Origin of the sequence: Ureibacillus sp. FSL E2-3493, from assembly GCF_038077515.1 — a bacterium.
GTDB lineage: Bacteria > Bacillota > Bacilli > Bacillales_A > Planococcaceae > Ureibacillus > Ureibacillus halotolerans.
The window spans coordinates 2,855,217-2,876,472 of record NZ_JBBOPK010000001.1 but is presented as its reverse complement, the minus strand read 5'-3'; the positions used below and the strand labels follow the sequence as shown (position 1 = coordinate 2,876,472).

22 protein-coding genes and 1 pseudogene are annotated in these 21,256 nt (G+C 36.0%); 10 read left to right on the top strand and 13 right to left on the bottom strand.

Features of this window, described 5'->3' with window-relative positions; all coding sequences use genetic code 11:
* Positions 1–69 precede the first annotated feature (69 nt).
* Together MHH69_RS14840 and MHH69_RS14835 are read left to right on the top strand one after the other, a co-directional pair.
* Positions 70–1,755: a methyl-accepting chemotaxis protein gene (locus MHH69_RS14840; protein WP_341362628.1), complete on the top strand. Its 1,686-nt coding sequence runs from the start codon at positions 70–72 to the stop codon at positions 1,753–1,755.
* Between the two features lie 179 nt (positions 1,756–1,934).
* Positions 1,935–2,522 (top strand): class D sortase, encoded by a 588-nt coding sequence (locus MHH69_RS14835; RefSeq protein ID WP_341362627.1) that lies wholly within the window; start codon positions 1,935–1,937, stop codon positions 2,520–2,522.
* Positions 2,523–2,590: 68 nt separating this feature from the next.
* Here MHH69_RS14835 and MHH69_RS14830 read toward each other — a convergent pair whose 3' ends face one another.
* The gene (locus MHH69_RS14830; RefSeq protein WP_122972892.1) at positions 2,591–3,469 is read right to left on the bottom strand and encodes a DMT family transporter; all 879 of its coding nucleotides are present in this window, start codon (positions 3,467–3,469) and stop codon (positions 2,591–2,593) included.
* A gap of 120 nt (positions 3,470–3,589) precedes the next feature.
* Between MHH69_RS14830 and MHH69_RS14825 the strand changes: the two genes are divergently transcribed.
* Both MHH69_RS14825 and MHH69_RS14820 read left to right on the top strand, forming a co-directional pair.
* A complete protein-coding gene (locus MHH69_RS14825) occupies positions 3,590–4,501 on the top strand; it encodes a S66 peptidase family protein (RefSeq protein ID WP_122972893.1) in 912 nt (303 codons plus the stop codon).
* 122 nt (positions 4,502–4,623) lie between these two features.
* Positions 4,624–5,076: a DinB family protein gene (locus MHH69_RS14820; RefSeq protein ID WP_122972894.1), complete on the top strand. Its 453-nt coding sequence runs from the start codon at positions 4,624–4,626 to the stop codon at positions 5,074–5,076.
* 87 nt (positions 5,077–5,163) lie between these two features.
* On the opposite strand, the gene MHH69_RS14815 is transcribed toward MHH69_RS14820, so the two are convergent.
* A complete protein-coding gene (locus MHH69_RS14815; RefSeq protein WP_122972895.1) occupies positions 5,164–6,237 on the bottom strand; it encodes a CdaR family transcriptional regulator in 1,074 nt (357 codons plus the stop codon).
* 125 nt (positions 6,238–6,362) lie between these two features.
* On the opposite strand from MHH69_RS14815, the gene MHH69_RS14810 reads away from it, so the two are divergent.
* Positions 6,363–7,484 (top strand): glycerate kinase, encoded by a 1,122-nt coding sequence (locus MHH69_RS14810; protein WP_122972896.1) that lies wholly within the window; start codon positions 6,363–6,365, stop codon positions 7,482–7,484.
* Between the two features lie 12 nt (positions 7,485–7,496).
* Entirely contained in the window at positions 7,497–8,843 is a 1,347-nt protein-coding gene (locus tag MHH69_RS14805) for a GntP family permease (protein ID WP_122972897.1), read from the top strand.
* Positions 8,844–9,126: 283 nt separating this feature from the next.
* Here the strand turns inward: MHH69_RS14805 and MHH69_RS14800 are convergent, their stop codons facing one another.
* Together MHH69_RS14800 and MHH69_RS14795 are read right to left on the bottom strand one after the other, a co-directional pair.
* A complete protein-coding gene (locus MHH69_RS14800) occupies positions 9,127–9,642 on the bottom strand; it encodes a DIP1984 family protein (RefSeq protein ID WP_341362626.1) in 516 nt (171 codons plus the stop codon).
* Between the two features lie 13 nt (positions 9,643–9,655).
* The gene (locus tag MHH69_RS14795; RefSeq protein WP_341362625.1) at positions 9,656–10,345 is read right to left on the bottom strand and encodes a B3/B4 domain-containing protein; all 690 of its coding nucleotides are present in this window, start codon (positions 10,343–10,345) and stop codon (positions 9,656–9,658) included.
* A gap of 81 nt (positions 10,346–10,426) precedes the next feature.
* On the opposite strand from MHH69_RS14795, the gene queG reads away from it, so the two are divergent.
* On the top strand, positions 10,427–11,560 hold the full coding sequence (queG, locus tag MHH69_RS14790) for a tRNA epoxyqueuosine(34) reductase QueG (RefSeq protein WP_341362624.1): 1,134 nt from the start codon (positions 10,427–10,429) through the stop codon (positions 11,558–11,560).
* Between the two features lie 27 nt (positions 11,561–11,587).
* Positions 11,588–12,061 (top strand): tRNA (uridine(34)/cytosine(34)/5-carboxymethylaminomethyluridine(34)-2'-O)-methyltransferase TrmL, encoded by a 474-nt coding sequence (trmL, locus tag MHH69_RS14785; protein WP_341362623.1) that lies wholly within the window; start codon positions 11,588–11,590, stop codon positions 12,059–12,061.
* A 41-nt stretch (positions 12,062–12,102) separates the two neighbouring features.
* Here trmL and MHH69_RS14780 read toward each other — a convergent pair whose 3' ends face one another.
* Together MHH69_RS14780 and MHH69_RS14775 are read right to left on the bottom strand one after the other, a co-directional pair.
* Positions 12,103–12,516, bottom strand: coding sequence for a VOC family protein (locus tag MHH69_RS14780; RefSeq protein ID WP_341362622.1), 414 nt, complete (start codon positions 12,514–12,516; stop codon positions 12,103–12,105).
* A 97-nt stretch (positions 12,517–12,613) separates the two neighbouring features.
* Entirely contained in the window at positions 12,614–13,498 is an 885-nt protein-coding gene (locus MHH69_RS14775; protein ID WP_341362621.1) for a VOC family protein, read from the bottom strand.
* A gap of 396 nt (positions 13,499–13,894) precedes the next feature.
* Between MHH69_RS14775 and MHH69_RS14770 the strand changes: the two genes are divergently transcribed.
* A complete protein-coding gene (locus tag MHH69_RS14770) occupies positions 13,895–14,089 on the top strand; it encodes a hypothetical protein (protein ID WP_122972904.1) in 195 nt (64 codons plus the stop codon).
* A gap of 39 nt (positions 14,090–14,128) precedes the next feature.
* Here the strand turns inward: MHH69_RS14770 and MHH69_RS14765 are convergent, their stop codons facing one another.
* The gene (locus MHH69_RS14765) at positions 14,129–15,742 is read right to left on the bottom strand and encodes a long-chain fatty acid--CoA ligase (RefSeq protein ID WP_341362620.1); all 1,614 of its coding nucleotides are present in this window, start codon (positions 15,740–15,742) and stop codon (positions 14,129–14,131) included.
* Between the two features lie 273 nt (positions 15,743–16,015).
* Between MHH69_RS14765 and MHH69_RS14760 the strand changes: the two genes are divergently transcribed.
* Complete coding sequence (locus MHH69_RS14760) at positions 16,016–16,834, top strand: aldo/keto reductase (RefSeq protein WP_174232699.1); 819 nt, start codon at positions 16,016–16,018, stop codon at positions 16,832–16,834.
* Positions 16,835–16,946: 112 nt separating this feature from the next.
* On the opposite strand, the gene MHH69_RS14755 is transcribed toward MHH69_RS14760, so the two are convergent.
* The 6 genes and pseudogenes from MHH69_RS14755 to MHH69_RS14730 form a co-directional block, all read right to left on the bottom strand.
* On the bottom strand, positions 16,947–17,267 hold the full coding sequence (locus tag MHH69_RS14755; RefSeq protein ID WP_341362619.1) for an alpha/beta hydrolase: 321 nt from the start codon (positions 17,265–17,267) through the stop codon (positions 16,947–16,949).
* A 6-nt stretch (positions 17,268–17,273) separates the two neighbouring features.
* Positions 17,274–18,631 (bottom strand): IS3 family transposase gene (locus tag MHH69_RS14750; protein WP_341361539.1). Its coding sequence is split into 2 segments (ribosomal slippage): positions 17,274–18,178 and positions 18,178–18,631, totalling 1,359 coding nucleotides; the frame shifts between segments, so codons are not numbered across the junction.
* A 52-nt stretch (positions 18,632–18,683) separates the two neighbouring features.
* Positions 18,684–19,286, bottom strand: a pseudogene (locus MHH69_RS14745) (alpha/beta fold hydrolase); the annotation flags it as partial.
* A 108-nt stretch (positions 19,287–19,394) separates the two neighbouring features.
* Entirely contained in the window at positions 19,395–20,231 is an 837-nt protein-coding gene (locus MHH69_RS14740) for an RluA family pseudouridine synthase (protein ID WP_122970895.1), read from the bottom strand.
* Positions 20,232–20,299: 68 nt separating this feature from the next.
* On the bottom strand, positions 20,300–20,770 hold the full coding sequence (locus MHH69_RS14735; protein ID WP_122970894.1) for a thioredoxin family protein: 471 nt from the start codon (positions 20,768–20,770) through the stop codon (positions 20,300–20,302).
* On the bottom strand, positions 20,767–21,195 hold the full coding sequence (locus MHH69_RS14730) for a disulfide oxidoreductase (RefSeq protein WP_122970893.1): 429 nt from the start codon (positions 21,193–21,195) through the stop codon (positions 20,767–20,769). Before MHH69_RS14730 ends, MHH69_RS14735 begins: the two co-directional genes overlap by 4 nt.
* Between the last annotated feature and the right edge of the window lie 61 nt (positions 21,196–21,256).

Below are 21,256 nucleotides of genomic sequence, written 5' to 3'. Positions count from 1 at the left end.
TCGATATGCTATATCATATAATGGCATGTTTATTTATAGTAATTTTGATAGTTATTGGAGGAGAATGATGTGAATATTGCAAAGAAAATGCTAATTTCCTTTATGTCCATTATTATATTAATGATAATAATAGGGGTCGTTAGTAATAAAACTTTATATGATTTAAATGATGAGTATACGAGAATAATAGACGAAAATATCGAGCAGCTTGCTATTATTAACGATATTAGACGTTATGTTCCTTTACAAGCATTACAAATGCGTTCCTATATATTAGAGGATTCTGAGAAACAGTTGGAGTTATTAGAGCAACGGTTAAATGAAGTAGATGAATTCATTCATGACTTAGAGCAGAAAAATACGAATGATCAATTTACTGAAAAAATTCAAATAGCAAAAGAATCTCAAGCACAAGTACGAGCACTAGGTGAAGAACTAATTGCAGCTGTACAAAGGGGAGATACTGCTCGAGCTACGAATATTGTTTTAGTAGAAGCCTACGATGTGAATACATTGTTAGTTAATACAATTGAAGAATTACAAACTGAAGAATATGAACTGATCGATAAGGTCAATGATGGAGCTACTAAAACGGCATTAAAGGGTGCATTGATCGTTATTTCAGTTATTATTGTGTCAATTCTTATTAGTATCTTCATCGTCATCCTTTTAAACCGTCTTATTACGAAACCGATTAAACGTATTTCAAAAGCGGTTCAAGTAGTTGCACAAGGTGATTTATCAGAAAATGATGTGGAAGTACATACAAAGGATGAAATAAAAATATTGGTTGATTCCTTTAATGAAATGAAATCTTCCTTACGTTCCATGATTGAGAATACAAGTGAAAATGCTTCCCTTTTAACCTCTTCAGCAGAAGAACTGTTAGCTAGCACGGATGAAGTCAATCATTTATCCCAATCTATAGCAAAAAATATGGAAATCACTGCACAATCTATTGAAGAAAATGCTTACGCATCAAACGAAAGTGCATCTGCAATGTCCGAAACGGCAAGTGGCATTCAACGGATAGCTGAATCGACAACATCTTTACAGGATAAAGCACTTAGCACGAAGGATGTTGCCCAATCAGGTGGTCAGACGGTAACGGATGCTCAAAATCAAATGCAAGTGATTTATCAATCTTCAAAACAAGTAACGGAATTAATGAACAAATTAACCAATCAAATCAATGAAATTAGTAATATTTCAACCATTATTACGGGCATTACAGAGCAAACAAATCTACTAGCATTAAATGCTGCTATAGAAGCTGCCCGTGCTGGTGAGCATGGTAAAGGCTTTGCAGTAGTAGCTGATGAAGTACGTAAACTTGCTGAAGATTCAAAGGAATCTGCCACTCAAATTGTCAACTTAACAAAAGAAATAGTTGGTGATGCTAAAACAGTACAACAAGCAGTTGGATATAGTTTAGCAAACGCCCAAGATGGGGTAACTCGGATTCAAGAAGCAGGGGAAGCTTTTGAAACAATTCATGTCGCCATTAATGAGATTGCCGACCAAGTAACGGACATTTCGGCGGTAACCGAGGAGATTTCCGCGGCAGCAGAAGAAATTGCTGCATCAGTAAACCAAATTTCATCGAATTCAAAACACTCTGCTACCCTTACTACGGATGTAAGTAATGCCGTCCAAGAGCAAGTCTCAACAATTGAGGAAATTAATAGCGTTTCAAAAGACTTAGGGGAAAAAGCAGTGAAATTACAACAAAGTATCCAACATTTCAAAATTTAAAAGTTTAACGCCGCTCCTCGTTAAGAAGGAGCGGTTTTTTAATATATCCTAGTTTGATTAAAAAAGAGGAAAAATTTCGTTTATAATATTTGTATTTGATATGATAGTATATGGAAATTACTGAAATAAACAAATAGGGAAATATCTTAAAATATAGAATAAAAAGCGGGGTGTAATCTTTGATACGAATTATTTCTTGGATTCTAGTTATTGCTGGATGTGGGTTTTTACTTTATGAAGGTTACCAATTATATACATCTTCCTCTATGGAAAGTAAAAGATTAGATGAAGCAAAAGCGATGATTTCCGATGACTCCCATACTTCTCAAAAAGAGTCTTCAAATAAAAGGGAAAAACAATTTCAAGAAGGGAATACATTGGGAATCTTTTATATTCCAAGACTTGATCGGGAAATCCCGATTATTGAAGGGACAGATGAGGATGAGTTAGCTCAAGGCGTAGGGCATTTTTCGAGTACTGGGTTGCCTGGGGATAATAGACAAATTCTTTTATCTGGCCATCGAGACACGGTGTTTCGACAATTTGGTGAATTAAAGGTGGGAGATGAATTACATATTAAAATGGAATATGGAACGTTTATTTATGTTATTGAGGACTATGAAATTGTGGATGCAAACGATCGTACCGTCATTCAACCAAGCAGAGAGGAAGAATATTTAACCGTTTCGACATGTTATCCTTTTTCCTTTATCGGCGGTGCACCTGATCGTTATATTCTTTACGCTTATCCGAAAAAGGTAGAATAGTCACAACCCCGTAAAATTAACACCTGTTTTACGGGGTTAGTGGAATTTCCCCATTTGAATCAATTTTTCTATTTTCGGTTAGTTAAAATAACCCCTCCAACGACTGCTAATCCTCCTATCATTTGAGCCATAATCGGTCTTTCTCCGAGAAAGAGAACCGCAAATAATGTGGCGAAAACGGGAATAAGGTTTAGAAAAACACTTGCCCGGTTTGCTCCTATTTGGATAACACCTTTATTCCAACTTAAAAAGGCGACAATAGAAGCGAGGGTGCCTACATAAAAAATAGCGCCTAATACTTTTGGAGTCCAAATAATTGGTTCTTCTAAAGTGATCATTTCATAAGCTGAAAACGGTAAAAGGAAAACGGCCCCTATAGCTATCGTTACTAAAAAGGTTGACAGACTAGGTAGTCGATTCGAATATTGTTTCACTAATAATGAATAAATACTCCAACAAAAGACAGCTAAAAGAACAATGAGATCCCCTTTATTTAAATTGAATTGTAGAATGCTTTCAATGTTGCCTCCTAAAAGGATAAAAAGTACACCGATGAGCGAGATGACTGTACCGATGATTTGAAAACGAGATAAACGTTCCTTTAAAAAAATATATGATAATATGTAAATGAATATCGGTGTAGTAGAATTCATTAAAGAAGCGTTAATGGAAGTTGTCGAATAAACAGCAATATAAACTAGCGTATTAAACGCTGTAACACCTGTTAGGGAAAGGGTAAGTACAACTTTCCAATGTTCTTTCAATTTTTGCCAGTCTCTTTTTACCTGGCTATAAGCAATGGGGAAGAACACTAGGAATGCTAAGCACCATCTATAAAAAGAGAGGGTGAAGGGTGGGATATCACCTGTAACGGCTCTTCCGATGACAAAATTCCCTCCCCAAAGTACCGTTGCTAATATTAATAAAACATATGGTGGAATCTTCATGTAAACGCCCCTTATTTTAAATAGTATGACAATTATATCGGTATAGATATTACGTAGACAACTTTATTTTCAAATTGCTTGTGCATATAGATTAATTCATGAAAAACTGGAGGAATTACAATGAAAATACGCCCAGAACATTTAATAGTAGGAGACACAGTGGGAATTGTTGCTTTAAGTAGCCCCATTGCAATGGAAAAATTACCACAAAAATTAAGTTTGTTAGAAGAGCTTGGGTTGAAAGTGAAATTAGGCGAAACGGTGGGCTTGACGGGAGATTATTTAGCTGGAACGGATGAGGAACGATTACAGGATTTACATAACATGATCCAAGACCCAGAAGTGAAAGGGATTTTTTGTATCCGTGGTGGTTATGGGGCAGCACGAATTGCCGATCGAATTGATTATCAATTATTAACAGAACATCCTAAAATCTTTTGGGGCTTTTCAGATGTTACATACCTCCATACAGCTTTTCAAGAGTATTCAGATATTGTAACGTTCCACGGTCCGATGCTTTCCGGAGGAGATGGACCACTATCGGAGGCATCAAAAAAAATGTTTTATCAGCTGTTTACACCTGTAGAAATTCAGTATGATGAACAGATTTCTTCCCTTCAAACAATTGTACCAGGTAATGTTCGGGGTGAAATAACAGGTGGAAATATGAATCGTCTTGTCAGCACTTTAGGAACAAAATTTGAAATCGATGTTAAAGACAAAATTTTATTACTAGAAGATATTGGAGAGTCTTTAGAGAATATCGATAGTATGTTAAATCAGCTACGTTTAGCGCGAAAATTAGAGGAAGCTGCAGGTTTTGTTATTGGTCACTTTAACGATATCGGAAAAGGGATAACAGAAAATGACCTTTGGAAAGTCTTTGAGCAGTATTTAAAACCATTAGGAAAACCAAGTGTTGCTGGATTTATGATTGGTCATTGTGAACCGAATATTGCCATTCCATTAGGGGTGGATGCCATTCTCGATGCCGATAGTAAAATGTTGCGCATTTTACCGGGGGTAGAATAGAAGACTTTGTATTCACTTCACAAAAATTTTAAAGGTAATTTAGATATATAGAAGGAAATGTGGAGTTATTTTCCGAAAGGGATGGGTAAAAGAATAGTAAATTCTATTAGGAGGGAATGAACATGACTCAGGTAAAGCAGTTGATGGAGGAATGGTTACAACATCGAAGCGTGTTAGAAGAGCTGCTAGAACAGATTGACGATCAATATGTTGATTTTAAACCGTGGGATGGTGCAATGTCCCTTGGCGAACTAGCATTACACGTGGCTGGCTGGAACGATGTATTTGTATCGATGGTAAAAACGGAAACCTTAGCTCCTCCGAATATCCCTGAATGTAAATCAATGACGGAAGTTCGTAATGGGGTAAGGGACTTTACTGAAAAAACAAAGGCTACCTTTGAATCGATAAACGATTTAGAATTGGAAGCAGAAAATAGTTCTACCCATCCAAAACTTCAAGGTGCTAAAAAAAGGTATCTTACAGCAATGTATGATCATGAACTTCATCATAAAGGCCAACTATTTATCTATGCTCGTATGATTGGTGTAGAAAAAGTACCATTTTTCCGATAATGAAATGGACTTGACAATATAGGACGTGTTTCAAAGGAGTATTCTTAAATGTAATGGTGAATACTCCTTTTTTGTTCTAATAACAATTTAATTTCGTAATGAAATAGCCATTTTTAATACAACCGCGTCCTCAAAAAATTGTGGATCATAACCGGTTAGTTGTTTTATTTTATGTAAACGATATGTTAGCGTATGGCGATGAATCTCAAGCTTTTGTGCACATTGATTTAGTTGTAAATTACTTTCGAAAAAGGTTTGTAACGTAGTTAGTAATTTATAACTTAACTTAGAAAGTACCCGGTTAACAAAATGTAATACTTCTTCGCCCTCGGAATCTTTAAATAATGAATACAATTCAATGTCTTCAAAAAAAGTGACTAAACCACTTTTTTTAGCGTATTGAAGGGCTGTTTTAGCACTATGAAACGCAAGGGGCAATTGGGTAAGATTTTGTACAATGGAGCCAACCCCAATTTGAATAGAAGGTAATTTATGCTTTTTTTGCCCTAATTGATTAATAAGATTATCAGCTTGATCTTCTTGCATTCCACTTAATAGAATATAATATTCGTTTAATTGTAAGTGACCGTAAAAAGCAGGTAATTTAAAAAATAGATCTTCTAAATAAAATGATAACCGATTGGAATTTTCCTCCTCATCGACGGATAATAATAGAATTTGAAAAGGTGGCTTCAAATCGAAAGATAATTTTTGAATATGGTTTTTTAAACTATTTTCTATCGGCATTCCATCCACTAAAGATTTAAATACAAAATCTTCATTTTTCCGTTGCCACTCACTTTTAGATTCCGTTAATGCTTGATGTGTCATAATTTCTGTTGTTAGCTGGACAAGTTCAGCGATTTCTTTTAGTTGATTTGGATCACCCGTAATACCTACTACGCCAACAATCTCTCCTTGATAAGTAATCGGCATATTAATACCCGGTTTCGTATTCGGATAACTATGTATGTTCGATTCATCAATCATAAGTGGCTGTGCAGTTTTAGCAACTACTTTTGCCCCTTCATGAATTAAATCCACACGTTTTTTATCACCTGAAGCTAAAATAACGCCATCCGTACTAATAATATTAATATTGTAATGGAGACGTTTCATCGTTTGATAGACAATTTCTTCCGCTAATTTGAACGTTAACATTTGTACACCCCGTCTAAAATTCAAACTGTACTAATACAGTTATTTTATACATTCATTATAATGAATTACAAATTTATTGTCATTAAAATTAATGTAAGCGCTTAAAAGAAAGGATGAGAAACTGGTTGAAGATTATCATAAGTCCCGATTCTTTTAAAGGTACACTATCGGCCATAACAGCAGCGGAAGCCATTCAGTCAGGTATTAAAGATGTGAATGAGCATATTCAAACTGTACTCATACCTGTGGCAGATGGAGGGGAAGGTACGCTGGATTCATTAATTGTTGCAACAAAGGGCACTTACTATGAAGCTGAGGTACTAGATCCCCTCGGACGAAAAATAACGGCACACTTTGGAGTTTTAGGGGACAACAAAACGTGTGTGATTGAAATGGCAAAGGCTTCAGGGATTACATTGTTGCATAACAGTGAACGTAATCCTCATATTGCTTCCAGCTTTGGTACAGGTCAATTAATTAAAAAAGGACTCGATTTAGGTTACCGGGATTTCATTATTTGTATTGGGGGAAGTGCAACGAATGATGGCGGTGTCGGGATGTTACGTGCTCTCGGTTTGGAATTACTTGATGAAAAAAACAATCCTGTCGAGCAGTCCATTGCTGGATTATTAAAAGTCGTAAAGTTAAATGAAAAAGGTTTCGACTCTAGAATTTTTGAATCAAACTTTAAAATTGCTTGTGATGTTAATAATCCATTAATCGGGGAACATGGTGCAACGGCCGTTTTTGGTCCACAAAAGGGAGTTCCGGCGAAAGAAGTGCAATATTTCGATGCATGTTTAACAAACTGGGCCAATATCGTAGAGAAAGAAAAGAATATACGATTACATGATTATCCAGGTGCAGGAGCTGCCGGTGGAATGGGTGGAGCATTGATTGCCTTTTTAAATGGCCAATTTAATCAAGGAATTGATCTTGTTTTAGAGGCGGTTCATTTCAATGAACAATTGTCTGGTGCTAGCTTTGTTGTAACAGGTGAGGGGAAATCTGATCGACAAACTTTACATGGAAAGGCACCTTATGGAATCGCTAGTACTTCTCAAAAGGCTGGAGTTCCAACCATTTTAATTTCTGGTGCAGTGGAGGACATACCAGAATTGGTCAAGTGTTTCCATACAGTTGCTTCCTTAGTTGATAAGGACGTGACGGTACAAATGGCAATGGAAAAACCAGCTGTTCATTTAAGAAATAAAACAAAAGCGATTTTTCAGAAGATATTAAAATAAGGGGATGATGAAATGCTTTTTGTAATTATATTAATTGGGGTATTATTTGTTATTTTTGCCACTGCAAAGTTACATTTGCATCCGTTTTTAGCATTAATTATTAGTTCTTTCTTTGTTGGAATTGCTAGTGGGATGCCGTTACTAACGGTAGCCGATACAGTGAATAACGGTTTCGGTAGTTTAATGACAAGTATTGGTATTGTCATTGTTGCTGGAACTATGATTGGAACGATATTAGAGCGCTCTGGGGCAGCTTATCGAATGGCAGAAGTAGTTCTTCGCATAGTAGGAAAGAAACATCCTCAATTAGCAATGTCGATTATCGGTTACATCGTTTCGATTCCAGTATTTTGTGATTCAGGATTCATTATTTTATCAAGTTTACAAAAATCTTTGGCTAAACGAGCAAAAGTAACGATTGCTTCCATGGGTGTTGCTTTAGCAACGGGGTTATACGCTACCCATGTATTAGTACCACCAACTCCAGGTCCTATTGCAGCAGCAGGGAATATTGGGGCGAGTGATTATTTAGGGACAGTCATCGTAATCGGTTTACTTGTGGCAATTCCTGCTACTTTAGTTGGTTACATTTGGGCTACAAAAGTTGCTTCGAAAATTCGTGTAGCAGCTGATGACGAAGAAGCTTTAGATTATGAGGAAATCATCAAGTCCTATGGTAAAATGCCATCCACTTTTAAAGCATTTTTACCAATTATTTTACCAATTTTATTAATTGGTATTGGTTCAATTGCATCCCTTGTTGGGGATCCGGAAGCATCTATTAATGTATTTTTACAATTTTTAGGGAAACCAATTGTTGCCTTACTGTTAGGGGTATTTGCATCATTTTTATTACTTCCTGAAATGAATGAAAAAACATTATCAGGATGGATTGGGGATAGTTTAAAAGATGCAGCTCCCATTTTATTAATTACAGGTGCAGGTGGCTCCTTTGGTACGATTATTAAGGAAACGGGCGTTGGTGAAATGCTACAAGAAATGGATTTAGGCTCCCTAGCTCAAGGTAGTTTATTCCTACTTGTGCCATTCCTTATTGCTGCAGCATTGAAAACGGCTCAAGGTTCTTCAACAACGGCTTTAGTTATTACTTCTACTTTAGTTGCACCAATGTTAGCAACAGCTGGAATTGATGGGGCAATTCCGCTAGCTCTTGTCGTTATGGCAATTGGAGCAGGGGCAATGACAGTGAGCCATGTAAATGATAGTTTCTTCTGGGTTGTTACCCAATATAGTGGAATGGAAGTAACCCAAGCATATAAAGCTCAAACGGTTGCGACTCTGTTACAAGGGATTGTCACAATTGCAGTGTCAATGATCTTATGGTTAATATTTGTTTAGTAATTAGAATAATAGAATCAAAAAACGATGAATGGAAATTCTATTTATCTTGAAAAGTGAAAAATAAAAGGTTACTACAATTCTATAAGAAAAGTAGTAACCTTTTTGTGTAAGTACCGTCATATCAAGATTACGATGAGGGAACTTGTCCTATTACGTTGGTTGGTTATTAGTTATAGGTCACAAAGTAACCGGTCAATGGTAATCGGTTTGCGATACTAAACTGCTTAAAAGGCAGGCGACGGTACGTTACGTCTCGGATTGGAGTCTCACCGCACCGAGATTAAATATAGTGCGAGTCGTCAAATTTAATTTCAACTTGATAGTTTTTGGCGTTAATTAAGTTGGATAATCGATGAGCGTCTTTTTCCATTTCATTTGCCCGCTTGCGATATTCTTCTGGTTCATATAATGCGACGCTATAGAAAATTACGGATTCGCTTCCGCCATGGTAGAGGGTTTCTTTTTCCGATTGTCCTAATTCTTTATAAAGACTTACATCGGCTCGTAGCTGTGTAGCTAATTCAATTGCTTCTACAATCGGCATTTCTTCTCCTTTAAACGTCACGGTATGATCAATGTTTGCTCGGTAAATGAGTTTATCTAAAGTTCTAGCATCTTTTCTTACTCGGGCAAGTTCTGCTTCAACTTCTGCCAGCTTTCTTCCCGATATTTTAGGGGTTTCCCCCTTTTCTACAACTGCATGGGAAACAAATTGAATTTCACTAATAAGTTCCTGAATTTTTCTCGTTATAATACTTTTTAATTTAACCCCTTCAGCAAGCGGAATTTTTTTCACTTTCCGAACCCCCTTATATTGTTATAACAAGATTACTTTTTGATAGTAAAGCTGTATCAAAATCGCCACCATTAACTTGAGTAAACATCTTTCCAGCAGTATTCAATAATTGAAGACATTCTGTTTCATCTAGAGAAGGTCGTAAATAAAAGATTTGAATCGCATGACGGGTTTGTTCTGTTACAGCTGTTCGAACAGAGTCAACGAAAGGACTTCCGAAGGCACCATTTGCATCTTTGCTATATAAAATATTTTTTAAAGAATTAAAACGGCCATTCAACCCTTCATATCCAGTATTTTCATCTCCAAGTAACAGTTCAATGTTTCCTTCCAGTTTCTCTTCATCGTAAATACCGATTGGAATTTCGTATTGTAAAGAAAAGAAATTATTTAAATCTACTGCGGAATGAACAGGAGATAAATAGTTTTGCTTAGCAATACGTCGCATTAAACTTTCAGCAGAATGACGATAACGATTTGGATCAGCGCCAAAGGACTTCCAAACTTTACGCCATTCTGCAATGCCTGGTCGTTCTGTGACAGGGTTTTCTTGAAGTTCTAAATATAGGTTTTCTTGATAAAGTTGAGTACGACCTTTAATCATTTGAGGAGATTCTGAGACGACAATTTTGGTATAATGGATAATGCCGATTTTTAATTGGTCATTCGTTGTAAAAAGTGAATCGTTTATGGAGATGTTCAAAGAAAATCACCTACAATTTTTAAATTTCGCAACATTTGCGTATGATTATATATTTTACCAAATAAGGAGTTGAATGCGTTAATGATAATCGAACAATTACAAAAAGAGTTAATTGAATATGCAATATCAATTGGCGTTGATAAAATCGGTTTTACGCATGCTTCTCCCTTTCATGAAATGAAAAACCGATTGAAACGTCAGCAAGAACTTCAATATCAATCTGGTTTTGAAGAGCAAGATATTGAAAAAAGAACAGAGCCTAAGTTGCTTTTAAATAGTGCAGAAAGTATTATTGCCATTGCCTTGGCGTACCCTTCTAAAATGGAAGATGCACCTGTTGGAAAAAAAGGATCAAGAAGAGGCATTTTTGCTCGTGCTTCTTGGGGAGTCGATTATCATGTGGCGGTCCGTGAACGTTTAAATTTAATTGAACAATGGCTAAAGAATCGGGTTCCCGATGTTCAAACGAAATCAATGGTTGATACTGGCGAACTAGTGGATCGAGCTGTAGCTGAGCGAGCTGGAATCGGATGGAGCGGTAAAAACTGTTCGATTATTACACCTGAGTTTGGCTCTTATGTTTACTTAGGTGAAATGATTACGAATATTCCTTTCATACCCGACTCACCGATCGAAAATGAATGCGGTGACTGTACTTTATGCTTAGATGTTTGTCCAACGGGCGCTCTTGTGAATCCTGGACAGTTAAATTCCAAACGGTGTGTCGCGTTTTTAACCCAGACAAAGGATTTCTTACCTGATGAGTTTCGAAAGGAAATAGGTAATCGAATTTACGGTTGTGATACGTGCCAAACAGTTTGTCCGAAAAACAAAGGGAAAATGAATTGGATTCATGAGGAATTTAAACCTGAACCAGAATTGGCAAAACCGCTTTTAAAACCGTTGCTTCATATGTCAAATAAAGAATTTAAAGCGAAGTTTGGCTATATGTCGGGTTCTTGGAGAGGAAAGAAACCGATTCAACGAAATGCGATTATTGCATTAGCCCATTTTAAGGAACAGTCTGCTGTGCCGGATTTGATTGACACTATGAATAAAGATGAGCGCCCCGTTATGCGCGGAACAGCCGCGTGGGCGATTGGAAAAATTGGTGGTTCTGATGCAGAACAAGCTTTACTTAAAGCCCGTGAAAAAGAGACCGATGAAGAAGTGCTGAAAGAAATTGAAAAAGGTCTTACTTTGTTAAAAGCTTAGAAATTGTATTAAAGGGAAGTGTCTTATATGCCATTGCATATTGTTTTATATCAACCAGAAATTCCAGCCAATACAGGGAACATAGCTCGTACATGTGCTGGAACGAATACATCTTTACATTTAATTCGTCCTCTTGGCTTTTCAACGGATGATAAAATGCTAAAACGCGCGGGTCTAGATTATTGGCATTCTGTCAATATTGTCTATCATGATAGTTTAGAGGATTTTCTAGACTATTCTAGGGATGGAGAGTTATTTTTAATCGAAACTTATAGCGATGAACCGTATTCCAATCACGACTTTAGTGACCAAAATAAAGATATTTATTTTATGTTCGGAAAAGAAACAACGGGATTGCCGAAGGACTTTGCTTATGAAAGGAAAGATAAGTGTCTACGTATTCCACAAAGTGAACATGTACGTTCGCTAAACTTATCGAATACAGCAGCAATCATTATTTACGAAGCGCTACGTCAGCAAAACTTCCCTGGATTAAAATAAGCAGAAGGCTACATTTGGAATAAGCAAATGTAGCCTTTCTTTTATACGCCTTCTGTATTCATTAAAACAATACGCCAGCCATCTGGATCTTCAATCGTAACCCCTTTTTCTTTCCAGTAAAGATTTTCAGGTTCTACTTCAGGATAGCCCATTTGTGCTAATTTATTTGCAATTTCAACGATTGTTTCTTTATTTGGTATGTAAAATACGAGTAAATTATCCTTTGTTGGAGCAGGACATGGACTGCCATCTTCATGCTCTGTAAATTCTAAATGGTAGTCACTATTTGGTAATCCAATTAAAAGCCCTGTATAACCACGGTGCCCAGAAAAGAATCCGATTTTCCGTAGACCAACCCCTTCACAATAAAATCGTTCAATTTCTTTTAATTGATCTGTTGGTCTTGCAAATCGTACTTGAGCAACTTCTATTCCGTTTGGCCATTTTTCTTTCATGTCATCATCCCCTTTTCTTTATAGTAAGGGTTAGTGAAATTTAGAAAAATTGACCAAAAGACTGAAAAAAACAGGTTCAAAAATATTTGAACCTGTTTTATTCTCCTTCCACAGTAAAAATAATGCGAATGCCTGAAGGATCAACTGTTGAAAAGGCTTGGCGGCCACCAAATTTAGGAGCATCTACAAATTGTTCAACTGTTGCTCCTATAGTGGATAAGCTTTCTTTTATTTTTTCAGCTTCTATCTCGTTATTTAATACAATTGTAAACGATTTTAAACCTACTCCATTTTCAGGTGTAGGAGTACCGCCTAAACTATTCCATGTATTCAATCCGATATGGTGATGATATTTACCAGTAGAAATGAAAGATGCTTGGTTACCGAAGCGAGTTACGACTTCATACCCTAAAGCGTTTATATAAAAGTTTTCCGTTTCGCTTATATTGGCTACGGACAAGTGGATATGGCCCATTACTGTTCCAGCCGGTAAGCCGTTCCATGTACCTTCAGCTTCTGCCAAAACGGAACGAACGTCCACTTGTTCAGTCGTCATATAAATAGTCGAATCATTCCAAATCCAACTTTGTTCAGGTCGATCAGCATACACTTCAATGCCATTGCCATCTGGATCGTTTAAATAAAAAGCTTCACTAACATGATGGTCGCCAGCTCCAACACGGGCATTTTGTTGAATCATATGTTGAATAAAATTTCCTAAATCTTTTCTTGTCGGAAGTAATAAAGCAAAGTGATAAAGTCCCGTTTGTCCGCTTTTTAAAGGCTGTGCATCAGATATTTCTTCTAAAGAAAGGACACTCGTTGAACCATCGAAAGTTAATATTGCTGTTGTATTCGTTTGTTCTAAAACATCGAATCCAATAATCGTATTATAATATTCGATTGAATTTTGTAAGTTAGATACCTTAAGTTGAACGTGGGAAATATACTTGTTCGGTTTTTTATGAAAATGTGTCGGCATACAATTGCCTCCTATAAATTATTTTTAATAATCAACTTACTTTATGTAACCTAGTTTATTTTCAAAATTGATACATGTCAAGCTAATTCATATTAGGCATTAAAGAAGGATTTTTCCAAAAAAAGAAGACATGATAACAAAAGTTATCATGCCTTTTTGTAGAGATTATTTTTCTGAAGTATAGTCGCCTTCATAACCAGCAGTAAAGATAGCGATTAAAAATGCAACAATAACAGCAAGAATTAAAATTAAGCTCATGGAAGAATCCTCCTCATGTATATAAAATCTCTTTATTTAGTATAGCTTATCTAACTAAACTTTACTACATTATTTTCTCTTAAGTAATGGGTGAAATATTATTTTTGGGGAATAGTAATGTTAGGAGGGAGAAAAAAGATGGAGCAAGATAAAACAATTATGAATGGTACGATGGCAAATAATATGGAAGATCTAATCTTTCTAGGTAAGCAAATGGAACGAATGAGAGATGGAGCACAATTAGAGGAAGATATGCGTTTTCCAGATCCAATTCAATTCGATGATCTCGATAATGACAATGATGAAAAGGAAACTTATAAAAGGAAAAATTAATAGAAGCTGACTCAAATGATTTTGAGTCAGCTTAGTTCGTTAAGATTTTACTTGATAATCTTTTAATTCATCCCGTAATTTTGCTTTTAAAAATTTTCCTACAGAAGTTTTCGGTATTTCATTAATGAAAACGACATCATCTGGTAACCACCATTTTGCAAATTGTCCTTCTAAATAGCTTATTAATTCTTCCTTTGTCGTTTGTTTGCCTTCTTTTAACACGACACATGCAAGGGGGCGCTCCTGCCATTTTTCGTGGGGAACTGCTATGACAGCCGCTTCGAATACTGCTTCATGGGTCATTAAAGCGTTTTCTAAATCGACGGAAGAAATCCATTCACCACCACTTTTAATGAGATCCTTCGTCCGATCTGTAATTTTGATATAACCTTCTTTTGTTACAACTGCAATATCTCCGGTATATAACCAACCATCTTTAAAGGCTTCTGATGTCCGTTCGTCTTTATAATATTCATCTGCAATCCATGGTCCCCGAATACGTAATTCGCCCATTGTTTGCCCGTCTTGCGGCACTATCCCTGCTTCATTTACGACTTCCGTATCGAGAAGGGGAACGGTTATCCCTTGAGTTGCACGGATGTTTAGTTTTTCTTCAGGTGTCCACTCATCCATGGAAGATGTATAAGTAGAGAGGGAAACGATAGGAGTTGTTTCCGTCATACCATAACCGACAATGAATGGCACGTTAAATTTCTCTTCAAAGGTTTTAATTAATCCCTTAGGAGAAGCTGAGCCACCACATACGACTGAACGTAGGGAAGATACATCCCGTGGATTTTTCTCCTGTTCTTGAGCTACGCCTAGCCAAATAGTCGGCACCCCTGCCGTGACAGTCACTTTTTCCTCTTGTATTAAATCAAGGATTAATGATGGTGTAAATCCAGGTCCAGGTAGTACTTGGGTACAACCATATAAAACAGAGGCAAAAGGCATGCCCCAAGCGTTTACATGAAACATTGGAACAATCGGCATGACGACATCTCTTTCCATTAATCCCATGCTATCACTTAAACCAAGGGCAAGGCTATGCAATACTAACCCACGGTGGGAATAAACAACCCCCTTCGGCATACCTGTTGTGGCACTTGTATAGCACATGCCAGCTGGTGTATGTTCATCTAAATCTTCAGGGAAGTTAAAGTCATCTGAGCTTTCAGCCAACAATTTTTCATAGGAATGAACATTGGGGAAGCTTGATTCTGGGATTTCCATATTATCTTGCATGATAATAATATGTTTAACAGTTTTTAAGTAAGGGATTGCTTTTTCTAATAACGGGAAAAGATCACCATCAATTAATAAAATTTCGTCTTCTGCATGATTGATTACATAAATAATATGTTCTGGTGATAAACGAATATTGACCATATGCAAAATCGCACCTGCACATGGAACTGCAAAGTAAGCCTCGAGATGTCGGTGATGATTCCACGCAAAAGAACCGACCTTCGTCCCACGTTTCATGCCTAGTGAAGTTAATGCATTGGCAAGTTTACGAGTTCGTTTTACATACTCTTTGTAAGGTATACGGTGAATGGTGTCAGGGCTAGTACGGGAAATTACTAGTTTTTCAGGGTAATACTTTTCGACGCGCTTTAGAAAACTTGTTAACAGTAATGGGGTTTCCATCATAAGAATCACTCTCCACGGGAAAATTTAAGAAAAAGGACTTGGAAATAAGAAAAAATACCTTTCATATATGTATATTTCTACAAAGCTCATGTTAGAACGACTAAAATAGATTTTTTTATGAGAAGTATATCTATAACAATAGACTTAAGGAAAATTAGACTCCTTCTGGTAATTTATTGATAAATTAGAAATTTCAGTTCAAAATATTTAGTAACCTGAATAAATAATCGTATAATATTAATATGAAAGAGTTAGGAGGGAGTAATTTTGACGATGATACCATCAAAAACGTTAACAAATGGAGTAGAAATGCCTTACCTTGGTTTAGGTGTTTACAAAATGACAGAGCCTGAAGTAGCTCTACAAGCAATGGTAAAGGCCCTTGAAGTTGGCTACCGTGCCATTGATACTGCTGCTCTTTATAACAATGAAACAGAAGTAGGGGAAGCTATTCGCCAATCGAACGTTGCAAGAGAAGAAATCTTTGTGACGACAAAGGTTTGGAACACGGATCAAGGCTATGATGAGACGTTACGTGCATTTGAAACATCATTAAAAAAACTAGGACTTGAATATGTAGATCTATATTTAACCCATTGGCCAGTAGAAGGGAAATTTGTAGATACTTATCGCGCCATTGAGAGACTATATGAAGAAAAATTAATTCGTGTACCTGGTGTATCCAACCACCATATTCATCATTTAGAAAAAGTTTTTGCAAAGGCAAATGTTAAACCAATGGTGAACCAAGTTGAATTACAACCATATCTTGCTCAAGAAGAACTGCGAGCTTTTTGTAAAGAAAATGATATTGCAGTAACAGCATGGTCTCCGCTAGGTCAAGGAAGAGTTCTTGAAGATGCAGTCATTACTGACATTGCACAGCAACTTGGTAAATCAACGGCACAAGTCATTCTTCGTTGGCATTATCAAAACGATGTTATTACGATTCCAAAATCGGTTACTCCAAGTCGTATTGAGCAAAATATGCAAATATTTGATTTTGAACTTTCAGCAGAACAAATGGAAAAAATGAATCAACTGAATAAAAATCAACGCTTTGGATCAGACCCAGACAATTTTGACTTTTAGTAAATTGTTTAGAGGTGACTTGAATATTTAGTCTTATCACGTAACATTTTTGTTTAAAATGAGGAAGGATAGATAGAGCGATTACATAGGCCCTATCTATCCTTTTTTATTTTCAAATTAAACTTGGTTCATTCCTTACAGAATGTACTGAATGGGATTTAAGAAAGTTAATAAGACTTACATCAGTTTCTTTTGCAGATTTACCGAGCCAAATTAAATGTCCCCATGTATCAAGCAAACACATTTCAGAAGAGGTTATATTTTCATGGGCAAAAAATGGATGGTCTAAAGGTACTGATCCATCATGTTTACTATGCATTATAAAAGTAGGACAACTTATTCCTTGTAAAGTTTCAGTTGAAAGGTCATTAATCTGTACTAAATCTATAAAGAAACCGTATCCGGATTGAACTGACCCAAAAAAGTTAGACATATTTTGTTAGGCGGCTTCCAAGACCTTTGTTCGGTATTCTACCGGGCTTAGGTCTTTTAATTTTGCCTTCATTCGTTTGTAATTATAGTACTCAATATATAACCTTAATTCTTCTTCAAAATGTTCGATACTATTAAACTCTTGCAAGTATAATAGTTCAGATTTTAAGATGCCAAAGAAACTCTCCATTGCTGCGTTATCAAGACAATTCCCTTTGCGGGACATACTTTGCTTGATACCGTGTTTTTGGAGTGTTTTCTGATATTGTTTCATCTGATAATGCCATCCTTGATCTGAATGTAGGATCACTTCATCTCCTATTTGAAGACGTGTTAACGCCTGATCAAGCATATCTGATACAAGTTTATATACAGGTCTTTTCATCAGTATATAAGCGATAATTTCACCATTACATAAATCCATCACAGGAGATAGGTAGCGTTTTTCACCAAATAAATGAAATTCTGTTACATCAGTTACCCACTTTTCATTCATTTTCTCTGCTTTGAAATCTCGTTCTAATAGATTTGGTGCAATTCGACCAACTTGTCCTTTATAAGAACGATATTTCTTCATTCTTACCAGACATTTTAATCCCAATTCATTCATGAAACGGTTGATTGTTTTTGGATCATGTTGGAATCCGTATTTTTTCAATTCACTCGCAATACGACGATAACCATAACGCCCCTTGTGTTCGTGATATATTGATTGAATTGCCTCCTTAACTTCGGCATATTTATCTTCACGATTCATTCGCTTTTCCCAATAATAATAAGTGCTTCGAGGAATATTTGCGACTTTAACTAATTCTACGACATCATAAATGTGCTTTAGTTCAAAAATTACTTGCGCTTTGATTTTATTTGTAATTTTTCCTGTCCCTGAACTAAAGCATTCAACTTTTTTAAATACGCATTCTCCATTTCTAGCTGTTTAATGCGTGCTTCAAGTGCCTCTACAGAACCATCAGCTGGAACCGATTTCGATGTCTTCTTGTTTAATTTATTCATGGATGGACGCCCCTTTTTCTTTGAATTGAGGGCATCAAATCCACCTGTTTCAAATTGATTACGCCATTTTCGAACTAATTTTGAAGATGAAATATTGAAAATAGCAGCTGCATCAATAGAGGACGTACCCGTTTCATTCATATAATTAAGTACATCCATTTTAAACTCTGCAGAGTAACTTGTATATGATTTCATAAAGGCTTCCACACCATGTTGTTCGTATAAACGAATCCAAGAAGTTAATTCAGATACGATTACACCTTCTTCTCTAGCAATTTGTTTTACACTTTCTTGTCCATTTACATAACGTAATAATATTCGTATTTTTTCATCTTTTGTAATTTTAGTCATAAAAAACACCCCGTAAAAGTTAGATTGGTGTCTAACTTTTACGGGGCATATCAGATCGTTGTCGGTTATTCATTTTCCTTATTTCTTCAATATCTTCCTTACTTAGCATTGCCGTTGCTTCTTTATATGCCAAGTTACTAAATGAAGAAAACATTTGTTTAAAAATAAATTGAGGAAATAGATTATTCATAAATGAAATTAATTTCCATGTGTATTTTTCTAGTTTTGGACGAAATAATATCTTTGCAGCTTTATATTCTACATCTTTAGGTGTAAGCCATTTTTTTGTAACAGCAGATTGTAAAGTAAGAGTACTAACTCTTTCTGGATATTTGGAAGCAAAATATATACCACTAGGTCCACCTGCAGATATAGCTATTACGTGGACTTTCTTTAAATTTAAATGATCTAATAGTTTTAAATAATACTCGCAAGCTGTAGATAGACTTTCACCTATTTCTTTTGATGTATCTCCATATCCTGCTCTTGAGGGAGTTATTATAGAAAACCCATTATCAATTAATGCTTTATAGCCAAACTCTTCATTACAATTTGAATGTCCACCGTGTAAAACGAATATAGGCTCACCTTTACCAATAATTGAATATTCAATCGTTCTATTATTTATTGATAACTTTTCTATTCTTCTTTCCATAAATAAACTCCCTCCTTTTTTTACCATAATAGACCATTAAAACTATTCCTACAATCAAAAATAAAATTGCCTTTTTAAATGTCACGGTTATAAGGGAGAGAATTTGCGTTATATATCAGAAACAACTATCCGTTTATTGATAAAGGGATGTTCAAACTCCAGTTGGATAGCATGTAATTCATAATCACCTGATGCCGTTTTTCTTGCGTCATACATAGTGTCACCTACAATAGGATGTCCAATATGGGCCATGTGCACGCGGATTTGATGGGTACGACCCGTTTCAAGCACTAAATGGACAAGGCAAGTTTGTTTGAAACGTTTTACCACTTCAAAATGTGTAATGGCATGTTGACCGGATTTTGAAACGACCCGTCGAGTAGCGTGATGACGATCTTTGCCAATTGGGGCATTGATTGTACCACTTTCTTGACGGATATTCCCTTGGACTTCTGCCTCATACGTTCGAACAATCGTTTTTTCTTCAATCATTCGATCGAAAATGGATTTTGCTATAGGATGCTTAGCTACTAATAATAAACCTTTTGTTCCGCGATCTAAACGGTGAACATGCTCAGCGTAATGTCCTCCACATGCGATAATATGCGCCATAACATGATTCATACAAGTGTCCACATCGCGCTCATCATTAGGATGGGTAGCCATCCCTTTTGGTTTTGATACAATAAGACAATGGTCGTCTTCGTATTGAATCGTTAAGCCGCAATGGGAAGTAGGTTTATAACTAGATGCGGGTACTTCATAGTGAAAGAACAGGATAGTGCCGACACGAAGTGGTTCTTTCCAAATGACAGGTGTCGAGTCTTCGTAAGTTACGGCTTTTGCCATTCGTAATTCATGGACAATCTTTTTTCCAAGGCGCCATTTTGTGCGCAACAATTCTTCCACGGATAGTCCTTCTTGTTGAACTTCATATTGGAACATAATATACCTCCAAAATAACAATAATCGTGCTCTATATAGAACACGATTATGAAATAGTAATACCTTTATTATTTTACTTGCTCTAAGAAATCATAAATCACTTTTGTATCTTTAGAATAATCTCCAACAATACGACTTACTTCTTTTCCATCTTTAAAGTAAATTAAAGTTGGTGTTGCTGTAATTTGATAATCATTCCAACCTTGATTGTATTCAAGAATATTATATTGATCGATATGAACACCTAATTCTTCAGCAATAGGCATAAGAGCAGGTGTCATTTTTTGACAGTGTGGACACTCTGGGCTGAACATATACGCTACGACAGGTTCGCCAGACGCAATTTTTTCTTCTAAAGCGTCGGGAAGAATGATGTTTTGATAATTTTCATCGGATAATAAATCAATCGTTGATTGATTTAAGTTATCTGTATCATAAGGATTGTCTTTTAATTTATCTTCGTTTGCTAAGTTAGTAAGTATAATAATAGCTGCAAATAAAACAACGACAATAGCACCGATAATACCTAGTTTTTTCATTGTTTTTCCCCCTTTAAAACGTTGATCATGTAGAAACTAGTGATGGCAATTAAAATGAAAGCAAGTCCAGCTAAAAATGGAATTGTAATAAATCCTAACCAGTTTATATATTGGCCTGTACAAGGAACTCGTCCACATGCTGGTGCTGATTCAGTTAAGAAATCTAGTTTTTGTATACCGTAATGATAAAGAGAGATGGCTCCACCAATACATGAAAAAACTGCAGTTGTTACGGCAATTCGTACATTTTTTTGGATGTAAGCTACTGTCGTAATGAGTAATATCGGGTACATCAAGATTCGTTGATACCAGCAAAGCTCACACGGTTCGTAGCCACGAACTTCAGAAAAATAGAGTGAACCAAGTGTTGCTACTAATGACACAAGCCATATAAATAGCAAACTATTTTCTAGTTTTTTATTCATTTAGCATCTCCTAGTAATCATATTATTACGCAGACTGATTATAGATTGTTCATAAAAATAA